Origin of the sequence: Bacillus sp. S3 (assembly GCF_005154805.1) — a bacterium.
Classification (GTDB): Bacteria; Bacillota; Bacilli; order Bacillales; family Cytobacillaceae; genus Neobacillus.
On record NZ_CP039727.1, the window covers coordinates 710,613 to 726,841 of the forward strand.

The window sequence follows — 16,229 nt, forward strand, 5'->3', positions numbered from 1 at the left end:
CAAGTTGATTAAAGTACTAATTGCAGATGATGAGTTAATTGTTAGAAAAGGATTAATCGCAACGGTGGATTGGGAGAAATATGGCATGAAGGTTGTTGCAGATGCCCCAAACGGGCTAAAGGCGTTGGAATTGTTCAAAGAATATTCGCCTGAAGTGGTGATAACGGATATTGTCATGCCAGAAATGAATGGAATAGAGTTTGCTAGAAAAATTAAACAACGTTCCCCGGATGTAAAAATATTGTTGCTAAGCTGTCATCGAGACTTCACTTTTGCACAAGAGGGAATGAATATAGGTGCTTCTGGGTATATCGTCAAAACCGCCTTTCAGGATCAAGAGTTTGAAGATTATCTGGAACGGTTTAAAAACGAACTCAATTATTTGAATAATGGAAATACCAGTCATTCGCCATCTTTAGCCACTGAATTCTATGAATGGTTATGTGATTTCGAGAATTCTTTTCCAAAACGACTAGAAAAACTCTTTTCTAAAGAGTGGAACTGGATGATGCAGACGTATTTTATTTATTTAATAAATGGAATAAATAGTGGTGAGCTTTTTCAAGAGATGTATGAGGAAAGACAATATGCAGAAATTCCTTGTGGACAGGACCAAGCATTTATTTTTATTCCAGAACCATCACAAGAATGGTTTGAGCATCTTTTAATAGAATCAAGAAGTAAAGATTCATCCATTCGCTGGAAGGTGAATGGTCCTAATCAAGGAATGGCTAATTGGATGGAGGGAGTTTTAAAGCTCTATCACCAATTAAAATTCGAAAAGAAATTTAAATTTTCGATGGAGGATTGGCCGAGTCCCATTCAAAAGGCAGTTCAGATTATGATCGACCAATTAGACCAATCTCTATCCTCTAGTTCTATTGCAAAAGAAGTTGGGCTAAGCAGGAGCCACTTTAGCACAATGTTTAAAAAGGCGGTTGGGGATAGCTTTAGCGGTTTTACAGAAAAGATGAAAATTCAAGCGGCTTGTGATCTTCTTGAGAATACCTCGCTCCCTTTGCAGGAAATCGGCGAAAAAATTGGTATTCAGGATGGAAAGTATTTCAGCAAATGGTTTAAAAAATGTATTGGCAGAACACCATCCGATTATAGGCAGAACAAAAAGACGAATGTAAGCTAACAGATTTACTAGTATTTTTAAAATGTTCAAACAATTTTCCGAAAAATTCAAGATAATAGTAAGTTCTAAACCGCTTTCATTCACGTTACAATGAAAGCGGTTTCTACTATAAATAAAAAAAGAGGAACTAATCATGAACAAATGTTGGATAACAATTGTTGCCCTTATGCTGGTTTGTATAACTGCTGCTTGTTCAAATAATCTGTCTAATAAAAAAGAGACAACAGAAACTGAAAAGGACCAATTCGACATCATTCATCTTCGGTTTGCAACAGGAGAGACAGGAGATGCATTAGAAATTCAAAAAGTGATTGCTGAAAAATTTGAAGAAAAAAATCCGTATATAAAAGTACAAGTTGAGGCCTACGGTGATGAGTTTGACCAAAAGCTGACTGCTTCATTTGGTGCAAAGAATCCTCCAGATGTCATGTATATGAGGAATTTTCCAGCCTACTTTCAGCTGCTGGAACCTCTCGATAATTTTATTAAAAGGGATCCCTTTATTGACGTAGATGATTTTTACCAAGGGCTCTTTAACTATTCGACGATGTATCGAAAACTGTACGGTATGCCTGCAGGATTTACCACAAGAGTAATCTATTATAATAAGGATTTATTTGATGCAGCGGGGATTGCATACCCCAATGATGGGTGGACATGGGATGACTTTAAGAGTATAGCAAAAGAATTAACCAATCCAGATAAAGAGCAGTATGGATTTGGATTAAGTCCAGAGTTGGATTCCTATAGCCTTCAGGGAATTGTTTGGAGCAATGGTTCTAGTTTTATAAGTGAAGATGGGATGGAAATCGCCGGATATATGAATAGTGCACAAACGATTGAAGCGATAAAAGTGTTGGCAGGCTTGGTTCAGGCTAAGAGTGCAGTGCTTGTAGGCGGTAAAAATCAACAAAGTGGTGAGGAGTTTTTTAAAGCAGGGAAAATGGCAATGTGGGAAAGCGGTATTGGACCGTTAGAGGGATTTAAAAAGGCCAAGATGAATTTTGGAACCGTGGAAATGCCTGCTTTTCCCGGAAAACCAGTGAAAGGTGTTATTTCTTCTTCAGCGATTTCAATCGCGAAGGATTCAAAGAATAAGGATCTAGCATGGGAATTCGTGAAATTTTACAATTCACCAGCGGCCATAAAGCTGCGAACGAATGATTTACCGGTTCGTATTAGCATGGTGAAAGAAATGAAAACAGAGCAAGACCCTTTACTAGATCCATTTTATAAAATGCTAGAAAGATCAAATGTTACCCCAGCATTTCTCCTAAATAAGAATTGGGATGAAATCGATCAAAATTTATCTGCGGCAATAAATGCGATATTGCAGGAACAAGATGTTGAAACATTATTGAATAATGCTGTGAAGGATTCTGAGAAATATTTAGGGCAGTAAATTAAAAAACGGGTTGAATGATTCATAAAGATAAATCAACTAAATCATTTCAGGAGGGGATTTGAATGACAAGTCAAGATTATTTCGAATTAGAGGATAAAGTTTGTGTGGTAACAGGTGCTGCATCAGGAATAGGTTTAGCTACGGCAACGCTGTTGGCTGAAGTTGGTTCGAGGGTCATTCTGCTAGATATTAATGAAGAAAATGGACGAAAAGCAACGGCTGAACTGCGATTGAACGATTATAAAGTTGAATTTGTTCAATGTGATGTAACAAATGCAGATGACTGTGCTTCAGTAAGAAATCATATTGAAGAGAATTACGGTAAAGTCGATGTTCTTTTTAACAACGCAGGTGTCATTAGGCGAAAGACGGTTGTCGACTTAGAAGAGTCTGAATGGGATTTGGTCATCGATGTATCGTTAAAGGGAGTCTATCTTCTTTCAAAAAGTTTAATTCCGCTTATGTCAAAGAATGGCGGCGGGAGTATTATCAACACTGGCTCAGGGTGGGGGCTAAAAGGCGGCGACCAAGCTGCAGCCTATTGTGCAGCTAAAGCTGGGGTAGTGAATTTAACAAAAGCAATGGCAATCGATCATGGTCCACAAAATATTCGTGTGAACTGTATTTGTCCAGGAGACACAGATACACCGTTACTTAGAAGTGAAGCAAAGCAATTAAACCTTCAAGAAGATGCTTTCTTAGTATCGTCCGCCAAAGGACGCCCATTGGAAAGACTAGGAACACCAAGAGACATTGCGAAAGGTGTATTATTCCTTGCAAGTGATCTGTCATCCTGGATTACAGGTACTGATTTAATTGTCGATGGCGGAGGATTGGCATAATTTTATTAAAGGCTCTGTTAAAGTTTAGGGTTCTTACGTCATTTTGGTGAATGTTTGTAGCCATAAGTAAAAGTGTTACCTTCGGTAAAAAAATGTTATATTAATCAAGTTTTAACCCTGGAAACGTAAGCGATTTAACAACACCGTTATACCTGCACGTCCATACATCATCCGTTTGATATTTTTCAACTTATTTATGGTTCCTTCAGTTTTCCCGTTTGACCAAGGTAATGTTATAGCGTAATAAACAGCCTTAATGTCACCTCTGATGCCATTAAGGAAGGTTTGGAAATAAGTAAATGGTGAGTGCTTATGTTCAATCAGCCATTTTCTAAGGCCGGATGAATGTTTTTCCTCAAAAAGGTTCCTAAAGGATTGAATGAATTCGCTAATTTCCATTAACGATGGGAACGTTTTTAGAAGGTTGGGATACAAGGATTTAAATGCTTTCTTATGGTTCTGTACGTCCTTATCCCAAAGGATCCGGATGATTGCCTGTTGAAGATTCAGTGTCTGTGGCTTTTTATTTCGGATATCCCGGCGTTCGTCCGCAATCATGTAATTTAGTGTGTTGCGATGTCCACCAAACCCTGCTTTCCTGCACGCAGCCTCTATCTCATCACCCTTTGATCCATCTGCGATCATGTTACGGATAAGGGGAAGATATCGGTCATATAAAGAAGTTCGTTTAAGGGACGGTTTCGATGTCGTAGCTAAATCCTTATAAACGGTATTACGGGAAATACCTAGCTGCTTTGCGATCGCTGTGATGCTCTTGCCTTCTTTCTGAAGGCGCCGGGCATTTTGAATTCTCTTCCAAACGTTTTCTTCGTGTTCCACCAAAGGCTGGAGCCGTTTTGGTAAAGGGTGTGATGAACTGCATTGTTGGACATTTGAGTCTTGACCAGTCGGTTTCCATCTTGGCGGCACAATAGACTTAATCGTCTTCTTAACTGCGTCAAAAAGATGCTGGAGGATATGCCAACGATCACCAACTTGCTTGATTTTTGGTGACGCTTCCTCTGCCGCATTTTTATATGCATGGGCACGATCTCTTGTAATCAGTTGAATTTCAGGATGTTTGATGAGCCAGCTCCTTACTGACTCTTTGTCTCGGTTTGGTAAAAAATCAAGGATATCACCTGTTTGTAGGTCTATGAAGATCGTGCCATACCGTTTTCTTTTCTTAAAAGCAAAATCATCAATGCCCACGAAAGGGACACTCCCTTGGCTGAACCGGTTCTTCCTTTTTAATCCGGTACAGAATGGCATCATGGCTTATCGAAATGCGCATTTTTCGGCAGATTTTTTCAGCGGCCAGGCAATTATTAGTGAATCCCACATGACGAATCAGGTTTTCCAGCCTGTTTGTTTTTCTGGCGGAAGGGCTTAACCAGTTCAAACGTTCGGTGAATACTTTAACCTTACAGTCTTTGTTACCACAAAACCATTTGTGCAATAGAACGGTTATATGAACCGAATGACCTGAGACCGGAAGGTCATCGACTTTCCTAGCATATTGGCTGTGCTGTCGAGACGATACATGTTTGCATTCTGGGCATTGTGCATGTTTTGAACATATCTTTAACACGGCATACATTGCATCCGGTTCCATTATGGTATAAAGGACTTCAACGTTTTGGTCGAACTTGAAAAGTTCATTGAAGTTTGAAATGACCATTGTAACCACCGCCCTTTGAGTATTAGTATTGCTATACCCGAAAAGCAATAAAAAATGCTTTCACCATGTTTGCGTAAGAACCAAGTTTAGTGTTGATTTTTTACCACTGTTGATTGGAGCGGAAGCCGCGAGACTCCTGCGGGAGCAGCGGGACAGGTGAGACCCCACAGGCGCTTTAGCGCCGAGGAGGCTCAGCGCCCGCCCCGCGAACCGCTTGCGGATGTAGCGGAAATCAACAGCCACGTTTAACAGAGCCTAATTAAAAATAGTGATTCGAAGGAGGATATTTTCATGACACAAAAGGTTCATCCTTATATACCCAATATGGTTCCTGAAGTACAGGCAGAGATGTTAAACGTAATCGGTGCTGAATCTATTATGGAGTTATATTCCTGCATACCAGATGAATTAAAGCTTAAGGAAGATATGAAGATTCCTGCTGCCTTAACAGAGTATGAGCTTAGACGCCATATTGAAAGGATCCTTAATAAAAATACAAGTACAAAGGAATATTTGAATTTTCTTGGAGCAGGCTGCTGGCAGCACTTTATTCCTGCAGTATGTGATGAAATCAATCAGCGCTCTGAATTTTTAACTGCCTATGCAGGGGAGCCGTATGAAGACCACGGCCGTTTCCAGGCACTTTTTGAGTATCAAAGTTTAGTAGCAGAATTAGTAGATATGGATGTTGTGAATGTACCAACATTTGATTGGGGACAAGCAGCTGCTACATCAGTCAGAATGGCAGCGCGGATTACCGGAAGGAAAAAGATTTTGCTCGCAAAATCCGTTGCCCCAGAACGCAGCAAAATTATGATTAACTATGGCACACCGCAGTTAGAATTTGAATTTGTTCAATTTGATACACAATCAGGTGCCATGGATTTAAGAGATTTAAAAGCAAAGTTAACAGACGATGTTGCTGCCATTTATTTTGAAAATCCATCATATCTCGGTTTTATAGAATCACAAGGACCAGAGATCTCTAAATTGTTACAGGAAAATGGATCTTTAATGGTAGTAGGGGTAGATCCAATTTCCCTTGGCGTGATTGCGCCGCCAAGTCAGTATGGAGCTGACATCGTCTGTGGTGATCTGCAGCCGCTTGGCATGCATATGAATTTTAGCGGCGGGCAGGCTGGATTTATTGCCACTCGCGATGAAGTGAAATTTGTTCAAGAGTACCCATCCCGATTATTCGGAATCGTTCCAACCATAAAGGAAGGAGAATACGGATTTGGCGATGTTGCATATGATCGGACATCCTTTGCCTTAAGAGAAAAAGGAAAAGAATCGGTCGGTACGCAAACGGCATTATGGGGAATTACAGCGGGCGTATATTTAGCCTTGCTTGGTCCAGATGGCATGCAGGAGGTTGGACAAACCATTATGCAAAATAGCCAATATGCTGTGCAGCAGCTAAATCAAATTAGCGGAGTAGCTGGTTCTCGTTTAACATCGCCATTTTTTAAAGAGTTTATTGTGGATTTTAATCAAACAGGACTTTCAGTCGAACAGATTAATCAAAGATTACTGGAGAAGAATATTTTTGGCGGTAAAGACCTTTCGCAAGAGTTTCCTGAGTTTGGGCAGTCGGCACTATTTTGCGTAACCGAGGTTCATATGAAAGAGGATATTGACACCCTTATTCAATCTATTAAAGAGGTTTTAACAAAATAGAGAGGAGTTTTTTGATATGAAAAGGATCAAGCGCACGAGCAAAACCAGGGATTTCCATCAAGCGAAATGGAATGAGCCGATTATTTTCGAACTTCATCAGCCTGGAGAAAAAGGTGTAGAGATTCCGCCTGTTAATAAAGAAGTTGCATTATCTGTAGGGGATGGACTATCGGTTATTCCTGAAACGATGCAGCGAAAGGAAAAGCCGAACTTGCCTGAAATTGGCCAGGCGCGTGTATTACGACATTATGTAAGACTTTCGCAGGAAACACTAGGTTCCGATTTTAATGTTGAAATTGGCCAAGGGACATGTACGATGAAGTACATTCCAAAAATTAATGAGCTATTAGTTCGTGACCCAAAAATGATGGAACTGCACCCGTTACAAAATGAAGAGACAGTTCAAGGAATGCTTGAAATTTTTCATAATCTAGATTTATGTATGCGCGAAATTTCAGGGATGGATTATTTCTCATTCCAGCCAAGTAGTGGGACACAGGCGCTATTTGCGATGGCATCGATTGTAAGAAAATATCATGAAACAAGAGGTGAAGGAGAGAAGCGGGATGAAATCATCACGACCATTTTCTCGCATCCGTCACAAGCAGCAACGGCAGCAGTAAAGGGCTATAAAATTATTACTCTGCATCCAGATGAAAATGGATTTCCTGATATCGAGAAGCTAAAGGCAGTTGTGTCAGAGAGGACAGCAGGTTTTGTGGTGGCAAACCCTGAAGATACAGGAATCTTTAACCCAAATATTAAAGAATTTACCGATATCATTCACCAAGCTGGTGGTCTTTGCTTTTACGACCAAGCGAATGCAAACGGTCTTTTAGGAATGACGAGAGCAAAAGAAGCAGGCTTTGATATGTGTTTCTTCAATCTTCACAAAACGTTTGCGGCACCACATATGTGCGGCGGACCAGCAACTGGGGCACTTGGTGTTGTTGCAGAATTGAAAGAGTACCTGCCGGCGCCAATTGTTGAGCATCATAACGGCAAATATTCACTTCAATACAATCTAGAGCATTCCATAGGAAAGGTTCGTTCCTTCCATGGTGTTGCACAAACTGTTTTGCGTGCGTATGCTTGGATTCGCGCTCTTGGAGCTGAGGGTCTTAAGGAAGTGGCAAAGATTGCTGTCCTAAATAATAACTATATGTACCATAAAGTCTTAGATATTCGCGGCGCCAGCGCACCATATGTCGAGGGGCACCGCCTTGAACAGGTCCGTTATAGCTGGGAGCAGATGACAATGGAAACGGGCGTAACGACAGAAGACGTTACGAGGAGAATGACTGATTTCGGTCTCCATTATTGGACAAGTCATCACCCATACATTGTAAAACAGCCGTTCACTTTAGAGCCGACTGAGTCCTATTCCAAAGAGGATCTGGATGAATATATTCATGCATTGGAGCAAATTTCACAGGAAGCCTACGAAAATCCGGAAATCGTCAAAACGGCTCCGCATACTAGTACCATTCACAAAATGGACGAGCAAGATTTCCTTGATCACCCAGAGAAATGGTGTATTACTTGGCGTTCCTATTTAAAAAAGACGCAACCATGTGAAACTGTTAAATAAAAACTATATAAAAGTTGGGGGATCAATATGAAAAAGTATTTGTCTGTTTTACTTGCCGCTCTTTTATTAATGCTATCCGCCTGTTCAAACAATTCATCCGGGAATGAAGCGAAAACCGGTGATTCCAAACATCCCGCAGGTACGATAACTGTATGGGGCTGGGATGTTGCTGCGGCAACGATGAAGGCTTCAGTTGAAAAGTTTCAAAAGAAATATCCTGATGTAAAAGTAAAAGTAGAGGATTTTAATAGCGGAGACTTATATGAGAAGCTAACGGTTGGTCTTGCAGCAAGAGGTTCCGGACTGCCAGATGTTGTGTTAATGGAGGATGAGCGTATTCCTGGCTATACCTTTCAATTCCCGCAAGGCTTTTCAAATCTAACCAAGCTGGGATACGACAAATACAAAGACTCGTTTAATCCAGCAAAGGTAGCAGCTGTCCAGGATAAGGATGGGAATTTCGTCGCGGCACCATGGGATATCGGTCCTGCGGGAGTATTCTACCGAGTCGATTATTTTGAAAAAGCCGGTGTTGATCCAAAATCTATCGAGACATGGGATGACTATATTGCAGCAGGGAAGAAGATTAAAGAAGCAACTGGTGCAAAAATGCTGCCAATTGATATCCCCAACTATGATGGTATATTCCAAATGATGATGCAGCAGCAAGGACTTTCTTATTTTGATCAAGATGGAAAAATCACACTTGATTCACCAGAAGCTGTTGGTGCGATGAACGTCATTAAAAAGCTCCATGATGAGGATTTAGTTTTAAATAACAATGGCTGGGATGGCATTGTTACAGCAACCGTTAACGGTACCGTGGCAACTGTTCCTTACGGTGTTTGGTATACAGGCTCTATAATGGACCAGGCACCAGACTTGAAGGGAAAATGGGATGTATTTTATTTACCGAGCTTTGAAAAAGGCGGTAACAGGTATGCGAATTTGGGGGGCTCATCCTTGCTAATTCCTTCTACTAGCAAAAATCAATCTGCTGCCTATGCCTTTGTTGATTTCTTTACAACGGATCAAGATTCACAAATGCTGGGCTTTGAAAAATATGGGCTTTTCCCGTCATTAAAAGAAACCTATAACGCGCCGCAGTTTACCGAAAACAGTGAGTATTTCAATAATAGCCCAGTATTCAAAAAGTTCGCCGATATTGTTGACGATGTGCCGAAAATTCATTTGAACGAAAATTTTGCAAAGGCGAGCAAGCTTACTAGTAACGCTCAAGCCGCTATTCTTTTAGAAAATAAATCAGTAGAAGCTGCCTTAAAGGATGCGCAAAAGCAATTAGAGAATGAAATTAAATAATTGGTTTATCTGATGGGAGAGGGCGCTTTTTGCTCCTCTCATTTCCATCCATACCAATGTTTCCCTAGATTTAAGGAGGTGCCTTTAGGTGGAACAAACAGAAAAGGCCGTAAATACGACAACCAATTACCATGTTAAACCTAAGAAAAATGTGTTAACGCCCAAGCGTGCCCCATATGTGTTTATGGCCCCGGCGTTTTTATTAATAGTAATATTTACTGTTTATCCAGTTATCTCCTCATTTATCTTAAGCTTCCAAGAGGTGCGGGGGGTAGAGAAAACGTTTGTGGGTTTAGCCAATTATACTCGATTAATCCATGATCCTATATTCTATAAATCTCTCCTTAATACGTTTCAAATCCTAGTTGTCCAAGTGCCAATAATGATTTTTCTAGCTCTATTAATAGCGGTTGGACTAAATTCAAAACTGGTTAAAGCTAAGGCACTGTTTCGAATCGCCTATTTTATGCCGGCTATTACAGCTCTTGTCGCAGCCTCGATCGTGTTTATGATTCTTTTAGATGAACACTTTGGATTAGTAAACTATTTCCTTTCCTTCATCGGAGTAGAAAATATTCCATGGCTGACCACCCCATTTTGGGCGAAAGTATCCGTGATTCTTGTTATGACATGGAGATGGACCGGGTATAATATGGTGATTTTTTTAGCGGGGCTGCAAAATATCCCAGCTGATTTATACGAAGCGGCAAGTATTGACGGAGCAGGTAAAATAAAACAATTTTTCCTGATTACCATTCCACAATTAAAACCGGTGTTCATTTTTACAGTGGTAATGTCAACAATAGGAACACTTCAATTATTCGACGAGCCATTTATATTAACACACGGTGGTCCGAACAGTGCGACCATGACCATCACGCTTTATTTATACGAAGCTGGATTTAAGTTTTTTGATTTTGGTTATGCCTCAGCCATTGCCTATGTTCTCGTCCTCATAACTGCAATCATTTCGTGGATTCAGATGAAATTGGTAGGTGATACAGAGGGATGATTACTTCAAAAAAGCTTTCAACTAAAATCTGTATTTATATTTTATTGATCGTAGGTGTAATCCTGTCAATCGCTCCATTCTACTGGATGATTGTCGGAGCAACTCTTCCTTCCGGGGAGATTTTCCGGGTGCCGCCAAGGCTTCTTCCTGGTGATTATTTAGCTAAAAACTTTCAGTCACTTAGTGAGTCTTTAGGAATTGCAAAAATCTTTTGGAATTCTTTATATATTGCCGTGGTCTATACACTGTTAAGTACGCTTATTAGCGCAATGGCAGGGTATGCCTTTGCGAAATTCCGTTTTAAGGGGAAAAAAATATTCTTTTTTGTCATTTTATGTTCATTGATGATTCCTTTCCAAGTAACATTAATTCCGTTATTTGAAATGATGGTGACATTTGACTGGTTAAATACGTATCAAGCGATTATTTTACCGAGTTTGGCTGCTCCATTTTCGATTTATTTGATGAGGCAAAATATGAAGGCGGTTCCAGACTCTATTATTGAGGCGTCCCGTGTCGATGGGGCAGGGGAATTAAAAATTTTCTTTTCTGTTATTTTACCAGTAACAAGACCAGCATTGGCTGCTGTTGCAATCTTCCAATTTATGTCACAGTGGAACAGCTTACTATGGCCGCTCATCACGCTAAATTCTAAGGACATGTTTACACTGCCTGTAGCGTTATCCAGCTTAATTGGGATGGCACGAATCGATTATGGGGAATTAATGTTGGGGACCACTCTGTCAACTATTCCCATTATGATTTTCTTTTTATTGCTGCAAAAGCAATTTATCTCAGGAATTTTGGGTGGATCTGTTAAAGAATAAGGGGTGTAGTTATGAAAAAGTTAAAGCGATGGGAAGACATCCAAACAGACGGAATCAACCGAATGGATGCCCGTGCTCATTATGTCAGCTTTCCTTCCCGTGAAGCGGCAGAAATGGATGAGGCAGACAAAAGCCATTACTATCAAAACTTGAACGGAACGTGGAAATTTATGTTCTTGGAAGCGCCGGAATATAGTCCGGAAGGTTTCTACAGAGAGGATTTGGATACAAAAGATTGGGATGATATTGCTGTTCCCGGCAACTGGCAGCTGCAGGGGTACGGGAGAATGCATTATTCAGACCTGTGGTATAACTTCCCGATTATCCCGCCGCGCGTGCCGACAGATAATCCAACGGGGATTTATCGCCGTGAATTTGAATTGGACCGCAGCCTTGAGGGAGAGCGACTAATCATCCGTTTTAATGGGGTGGATTCCGCCTATGAATTATATGTAAACGGTGAGTTTGCGGGTTATAGCAAGGGTGCGCGGATTCAAGGCGAGTTTGATCTGACCGGTCTATGCCGTCAAGGTACCAACATCCTAACGGTCCGCGTGTTCCAGTGGTCGGACGGGACGTATTTAGAGGATCAGGATATGTGGTGGCTAAGCGGGATTTTCCGGGATGTCGAGTTGTATACAAGACCATCTGCGGGCCTCTATGATTTTACTGTGAATACGGAACTCGATCAAAACGATGAAAATGCGACTTTATCAGTGGCGGTTATGTTAACAGAGCAATCAGGCCAATCGGTGGTGTATGAACTAATCGCCCCAGATGGCAAGCAAGTCTTCAGCGAGGAAGAATCAGCGGATGAACTTTTTAAAAAAGCTGTTGCAGCACCGTTGAAATGGAGTGCGGAGGAACCGCATTTATATCATCTTTATATGACTGTCAAAGATGCAGGCGGCCGGATGGTAGAGGTGATTCACCAGCCTGTCGGTTTCCGCTCAATTGTTGTATCCGGTGACAAATTTTTGGTTAATGGGGTGGCCATCAAGTTTAAGGGCGTCAACCGTCATGATTACAACCCGAAGACAGGTCGAGTGGTAACGAAAGAGGAAATTGAGCGCGACATTAAGATAATGAAGCAAAACAATATTAATGCCATTCGCACAGCGCATTATCCGAATGCTCACTATCTCTACGACCTTTGTGACCAATACGGGATGTATGTCATTGACGAAACCGACTTAGAGTGTCACGGCTTTGAATTGACCGGTAAATATGATTGGATCAGCGACGACCCAGCATGGGAAACGGCACATGTTTCCCGTTTAGAGCGGATGATTGCAAGGGATAAAAACCATCCATGTATTATTATGTGGTCACTTGGAAATGAGTCATCGTTTGGCTGTAATTTCAGGGCGATGGCCAAACGGGCAAAGGAAATGGATCCAACCCGCCTTGTTCATTATGAAGGAGATTTTGAAGCAGAAGTTACTGATGTTTACAGCACCATGTACACATGGCTTGAAGAGCATGGGGGCAGGCTGACGATGGGCAAAGTGATTGAGAAAACAAAAAAGCCGCATATTCTCTGCGAATACGCCCATGCCATGGGGAATGGACCTGGGAATCTAAAAGAATATCAGGATTTATTTTACAAATATGATAAACTGCAAGGCGGCTTTATTTGGGAGTGGTTTGATCACGGAATTGAAACTGTGGCGGAGGATGGCACAGTTTACTACCGCTATGGCGGGGATTTCGGTGATGATCCGACAAATGGAAATTTCTGTATCGATGGGTTAATTATGCCGGATGGGACGCCGTCGCCTAGTTTAGCAGAATACAAGAAAGTGATTGAACCGGTTCAAACGGAATGTATCGATATGGAGAAGGGATTATTCCGTCTCATCAACCGCTATGATTTCTTGTCATTGGATCATTTAGAACTTACCTGCTCATTGTTTGAAGATGATAAACTGCTAGAATCCTTTAAGGTGGAAGTGCCAAAGATTGCGGGACGAGAAAAAGCAGAGATTCAGGTGCGATCAGGACAAGATATCGAAAGGATTAGCGGTGCCCATTATTATTTCGTATTTTCCTTTACTTTAAAACAAGATATGCCATGGGCGGTAAAAGGGCATGAATTAGCGAATGCTTCCTTTGTTCTTCCGGGTAAGGGAAAATTGCCGAAGGTACATCCTGAAGGGAAGCTTCATGTCCGTAAAGATGGTGCAATTGTAACGGTTTCTGGTAATGATTTTACAGTCACTTTTGATCACGTCAAGGGGACAATGAAAGAGGTTACTCGCAATGGCAAGGTTCAGATCGAAAAAGGTCCGCAGTTCAATTTCTGGCGCGCACCGATTGACAATGATATGTACTTGCTTTCGGATTATCGTACCAAATACTTCATGCACTTAGGTCATGAAATCGTGGAAGACGTTCAGTATGTGTTGAAAGATGGAGTTTTTGAATGGCAAACCGATGCATTCTACGGGACAACAAACAGCTCGTGGTACTATCAGCTTCAGTATCATTACAGTATTTATCCTGATGGAGATATTGTGTGTACTGTTAACGGTATTGCCTCCGGGTTGAAGGAAAATGCACCAGTAATGATTCCGCGCCTTGGGGTGAACCTGCGCTTAAATAAGGGCTTTGACAAGATACAATGGCGAGGCAGAGGACCGGGTGAAAGTTATGTGGATTCGAAAGAAGCGAATCAATTAGGCGTATACAGACAGACGGTTGATGGCTTGTTTACGAACTATGTGAAACCGCAGGAAAACGGCAATCGTTCTGAATGTGACTGGGTCAGTCTAACAGATCATGATGCGAATGGGCTTAGTTTCATCACTGATGAAACGTTTGATTTTAGCGCATCACACTATGAAATTAGAGATTTAGAACAAGCGAAGCATACGATTGATTTGAAACCGCGTGACTATGTTGTTTTAAATCTCGATTACAAACAAAATGGTCTCGGCAGCAATTCCTGCGGTCAAAATCAGCTCGAAAAATATCGTTGTAAATTTGAAGATTTAACTTTGAAATTCCGGATTTCACCATTCAATAGCAAACTAACTACAGCAGTAGATTTAGGACGCGAACAGTGTTAATACGGTGTCAGGCACCATGTGATTTTCACATAGTGCCTGACACCCTTTTAAATTTTCGCTAAATACTATATTTCTCCATTTTCCTATACAATGTCCTTACGCTGACTTTTAGTTCCTTCGCTGCTTGCTTTTTTCCTTCAAGATCATAGCCAAATTGATTGAGTTTTTGTAAGATGATCTCTTTTTCTGCCTCTTGTAATACTCCTCGTTCCTTTATAGAGTGAGGGATTCTCGATTTTGATTTCCTTCCTATGAAATCAGGTAGTGACGATTCGGTCAATTGTGTGCTTTTTTCGATATTCATGCTGTACTCAATGACATTTTCCAACTCGCGGATATTCCCAGGCCAATGATATTCCTTTAATCTCTTCAAATAACTTTTGCTATACGTTTGAATGAACTTTCCTGTTCGTATTTGCAGCTTTTCCAATAGGAAGGGGAGTAACTTCTCGATATCCTCTTTCCTTTCCCTCAATGGAGTTAAATGGAGCGGAATTACCTTTAGTCTGTAATAGAGGTCTGAACGGAATTGTTTTAATTCCATCAGGTCTTCCAAAGATTGATTCGCTGCCGCAATGATTCGAACATTTACCTTTTTGGGCAGTGTCCCGCCTATTCTTTGTACTAAACCGTCCTGCAATACTTTTAGAAGCTTTGGCTGGAGATGGATAGGGAGGTCTGCAATCTCATCTAAGAAAAGCGTTCCCTTATCCGCTAGCTCGAAATAACCCGGTTTTCCTCTTTTTCTTGCACCAGTAAATGCTCCTTCTTCATAACCAAACAATTCGCTTTCAAATAAAGATTCTGGAATACTCGCACAATTTATTTCCACAAAATCTCCCTTTTGAAACATGCTTTGTTCATGAATCATCTTTGCCAATAAGCTTTTCCCTGTTCCAGTCTCTCCCGTAATCACAATCGAAGAAGTGCTGTTTTTGATGTTTTTCAGCAGCTCTTTTATTTTTTGCATTTCCAAACTATTTCCAATAATATAGTCGGTTTTTTCATGTCTTCTCCTTATTTTCGGTACCCCGCCGGTTTCAAGAAGGATGATCGTAATAATATCCATTAATTTAGTAATCCAGTAGTTATATTCCTTTTGACGGTCAATCAAATTTTTTTGACCATCTTCGGTAAAACTTACGAATGAAAGATAACCGTAATGGGTATTGTTTACCGTTAAATTCTGAACAATTTCTGCTGTTGAAGGACATTTATTTTGGAAATGACAGCCCCGGCACATATTCGTATGACCTGGCTTATGTACAAATTTAACAGGGTTTTCATATAGCTTTTGAAAAAAAGCCTGATGCACCCGGTTCCCTTTCTTTCTCCTATATTCTTCTGTCGAGGCAGTTAAAACCCCCTCATTATTGAAAAAGGCAATTTCTATCTTTAAAAGCTCGGCAAATGTATGAATAACCTTGGTGATAGACATGATTGAAGGCAATATAAGCCCTCCCTTCGTTTTTTCACTTTCAGAGTTTTTGGTCGCTTAAGAGAAAAAAGTAGTGGTTGGAAGTCTACAAGGTTGATATAGGTCTTGTTATCTATTATATAGCAATATTCCAAATATTGCGAATCTGTCAACTATTTGCCAATAATGGCAAATAAAAATCATTCTTTCAGGTGAACTTCCTGAGTTTTATGCATTTATTA

General features: G+C 40.7%; 12 protein-coding genes. 9 read left to right on the forward strand and 3 right to left on the reverse strand.

Features of this window, described 5'->3' with window-relative positions:
- Positions 1–4: 4 nt before the first annotated feature.
- The 3 genes from FAY30_RS03290 to FAY30_RS03300 all read left to right on the forward strand — a co-directional run bounded on the left by FAY30_RS03290 (position 5) and on the right by FAY30_RS03300 (position 3,388).
- On the forward strand, positions 5–1,141 hold the full coding sequence (locus FAY30_RS03290) for a response regulator transcription factor (protein WP_190284800.1): 1,137 nt from the start codon (positions 5–7) through the stop codon (positions 1,139–1,141).
- Positions 1,142–1,274: 133 nt separating this feature from the next.
- Positions 1,275–2,543 (forward strand): ABC transporter substrate-binding protein, encoded by a 1,269-nt coding sequence (locus FAY30_RS03295; protein ID WP_149868555.1) that lies wholly within the window; start codon positions 1,275–1,277, stop codon positions 2,541–2,543.
- Between the two features lie 65 nt (positions 2,544–2,608).
- Positions 2,609–3,388 carry an SDR family NAD(P)-dependent oxidoreductase gene (locus FAY30_RS03300; protein WP_149868556.1) on the forward strand — a complete coding sequence of 260 codons (780 nt, stop codon included), beginning with the start codon at positions 2,609–2,611 and terminating at the stop codon, positions 3,386–3,388.
- Positions 3,389–3,499: 111 nt separating this feature from the next.
- On the opposite strand, the gene FAY30_RS03305 is transcribed toward FAY30_RS03300, so the two are convergent.
- Together FAY30_RS03305 and FAY30_RS27065 are read right to left on the reverse strand one after the other, a co-directional pair.
- Positions 3,500–4,600 carry an ISL3 family transposase gene (locus FAY30_RS03305; RefSeq protein WP_190284801.1) on the reverse strand — a complete coding sequence of 367 codons (1,101 nt, stop codon included), beginning with the start codon at positions 4,598–4,600 and terminating at the stop codon, positions 3,500–3,502.
- On the reverse strand, positions 4,590–5,069 hold the full coding sequence (locus FAY30_RS27065; RefSeq protein ID WP_149872165.1) for a transposase family protein: 480 nt from the start codon (positions 5,067–5,069) through the stop codon (positions 4,590–4,592). The genes FAY30_RS03305 and FAY30_RS27065 overlap by 11 nt, the downstream gene beginning before the upstream one ends.
- 291 nt (positions 5,070–5,360) lie before the next feature.
- On the opposite strand from FAY30_RS27065, the gene gcvPA reads away from it, so the two are divergent.
- The 6 genes from gcvPA to ebgA all read left to right on the forward strand — a co-directional run bounded on the left by gcvPA (position 5,361) and on the right by ebgA (position 14,570).
- A complete protein-coding gene (gene gcvPA, locus FAY30_RS03310; RefSeq protein WP_149868558.1) occupies positions 5,361–6,749 on the forward strand; it encodes an aminomethyl-transferring glycine dehydrogenase subunit GcvPA in 1,389 nt (462 codons plus the stop codon).
- Positions 6,750–6,765: 16 nt separating this feature from the next.
- Positions 6,766–8,340 carry an aminomethyl-transferring glycine dehydrogenase subunit GcvPB gene (gene gcvPB / locus FAY30_RS03315; protein ID WP_149868559.1) on the forward strand — a complete coding sequence of 525 codons (1,575 nt, stop codon included), beginning with the start codon at positions 6,766–6,768 and terminating at the stop codon, positions 8,338–8,340.
- 27 nt (positions 8,341–8,367) lie between these two features.
- Entirely contained in the window at positions 8,368–9,660 is a 1,293-nt protein-coding gene (locus tag FAY30_RS03320) for an ABC transporter substrate-binding protein (RefSeq protein ID WP_149868560.1), read from the forward strand.
- A 151-nt stretch (positions 9,661–9,811) separates the two neighbouring features.
- Positions 9,812–10,672: a carbohydrate ABC transporter permease gene (locus FAY30_RS03325; protein WP_411675484.1), complete on the forward strand. Its 861-nt coding sequence runs from the start codon at positions 9,812–9,814 to the stop codon at positions 10,670–10,672.
- A complete protein-coding gene (locus FAY30_RS03330; protein WP_149868561.1) occupies positions 10,669–11,499 on the forward strand; it encodes a carbohydrate ABC transporter permease in 831 nt (276 codons plus the stop codon). The genes FAY30_RS03325 and FAY30_RS03330 overlap by 4 nt, the downstream gene beginning before the upstream one ends.
- 11 nt (positions 11,500–11,510) lie before the next feature.
- Positions 11,511–14,570 (forward strand): beta-galactosidase subunit alpha, encoded by a 3,060-nt coding sequence (gene ebgA, locus FAY30_RS03335; RefSeq protein WP_149868562.1) that lies wholly within the window; start codon positions 11,511–11,513, stop codon positions 14,568–14,570.
- Positions 14,571–14,628: 58 nt separating this feature from the next.
- Here the strand turns inward: ebgA and FAY30_RS03340 are convergent, their stop codons facing one another.
- Positions 14,629–16,020 carry a sigma-54 interaction domain-containing protein gene (locus tag FAY30_RS03340; protein WP_149868563.1) on the reverse strand — a complete coding sequence of 464 codons (1,392 nt, stop codon included), beginning with the start codon at positions 16,018–16,020 and terminating at the stop codon, positions 14,629–14,631.
- Positions 16,021–16,229: the final 209 nt, after the last annotated feature.

Bases quoted from the DNA above. Each gene is read 5' to 3' on its own strand.
- FAY30_RS03295 (WP_149868555.1), top strand. From the start codon at position 1,275: ATGAACAAATGTTGGATAACAATTGTTGCCCTTATGCTGGTTTGTATA.
- FAY30_RS03300 (WP_149868556.1), top strand. From the start codon at position 2,609: ATGACAAGTCAAGATTATTTCGAATTAGAGGATAAAGTTTGTGTGGTA.
- FAY30_RS27065 (WP_149872165.1), bottom strand. From the start codon at position 5,069: ATGGTCATTTCAAACTTCAATGAACTTTTCAAGTTCGACCAAAACGTT.
- gcvPA (WP_149868558.1), top strand. From the start codon at position 5,361: ATGACACAAAAGGTTCATCCTTATATACCCAATATGGTTCCTGAAGTA.
- gcvPB (WP_149868559.1), top strand. From the start codon at position 6,766: ATGAAAAGGATCAAGCGCACGAGCAAAACCAGGGATTTCCATCAAGCG.
- FAY30_RS03320 (WP_149868560.1), top strand. From the start codon at position 8,368: ATGAAAAAGTATTTGTCTGTTTTACTTGCCGCTCTTTTATTAATGCTA.
- FAY30_RS03330 (WP_149868561.1), top strand. From the start codon at position 10,669: ATGATTACTTCAAAAAAGCTTTCAACTAAAATCTGTATTTATATTTTA.
- ebgA (WP_149868562.1), top strand. From the start codon at position 11,511: ATGAAAAAGTTAAAGCGATGGGAAGACATCCAAACAGACGGAATCAAC.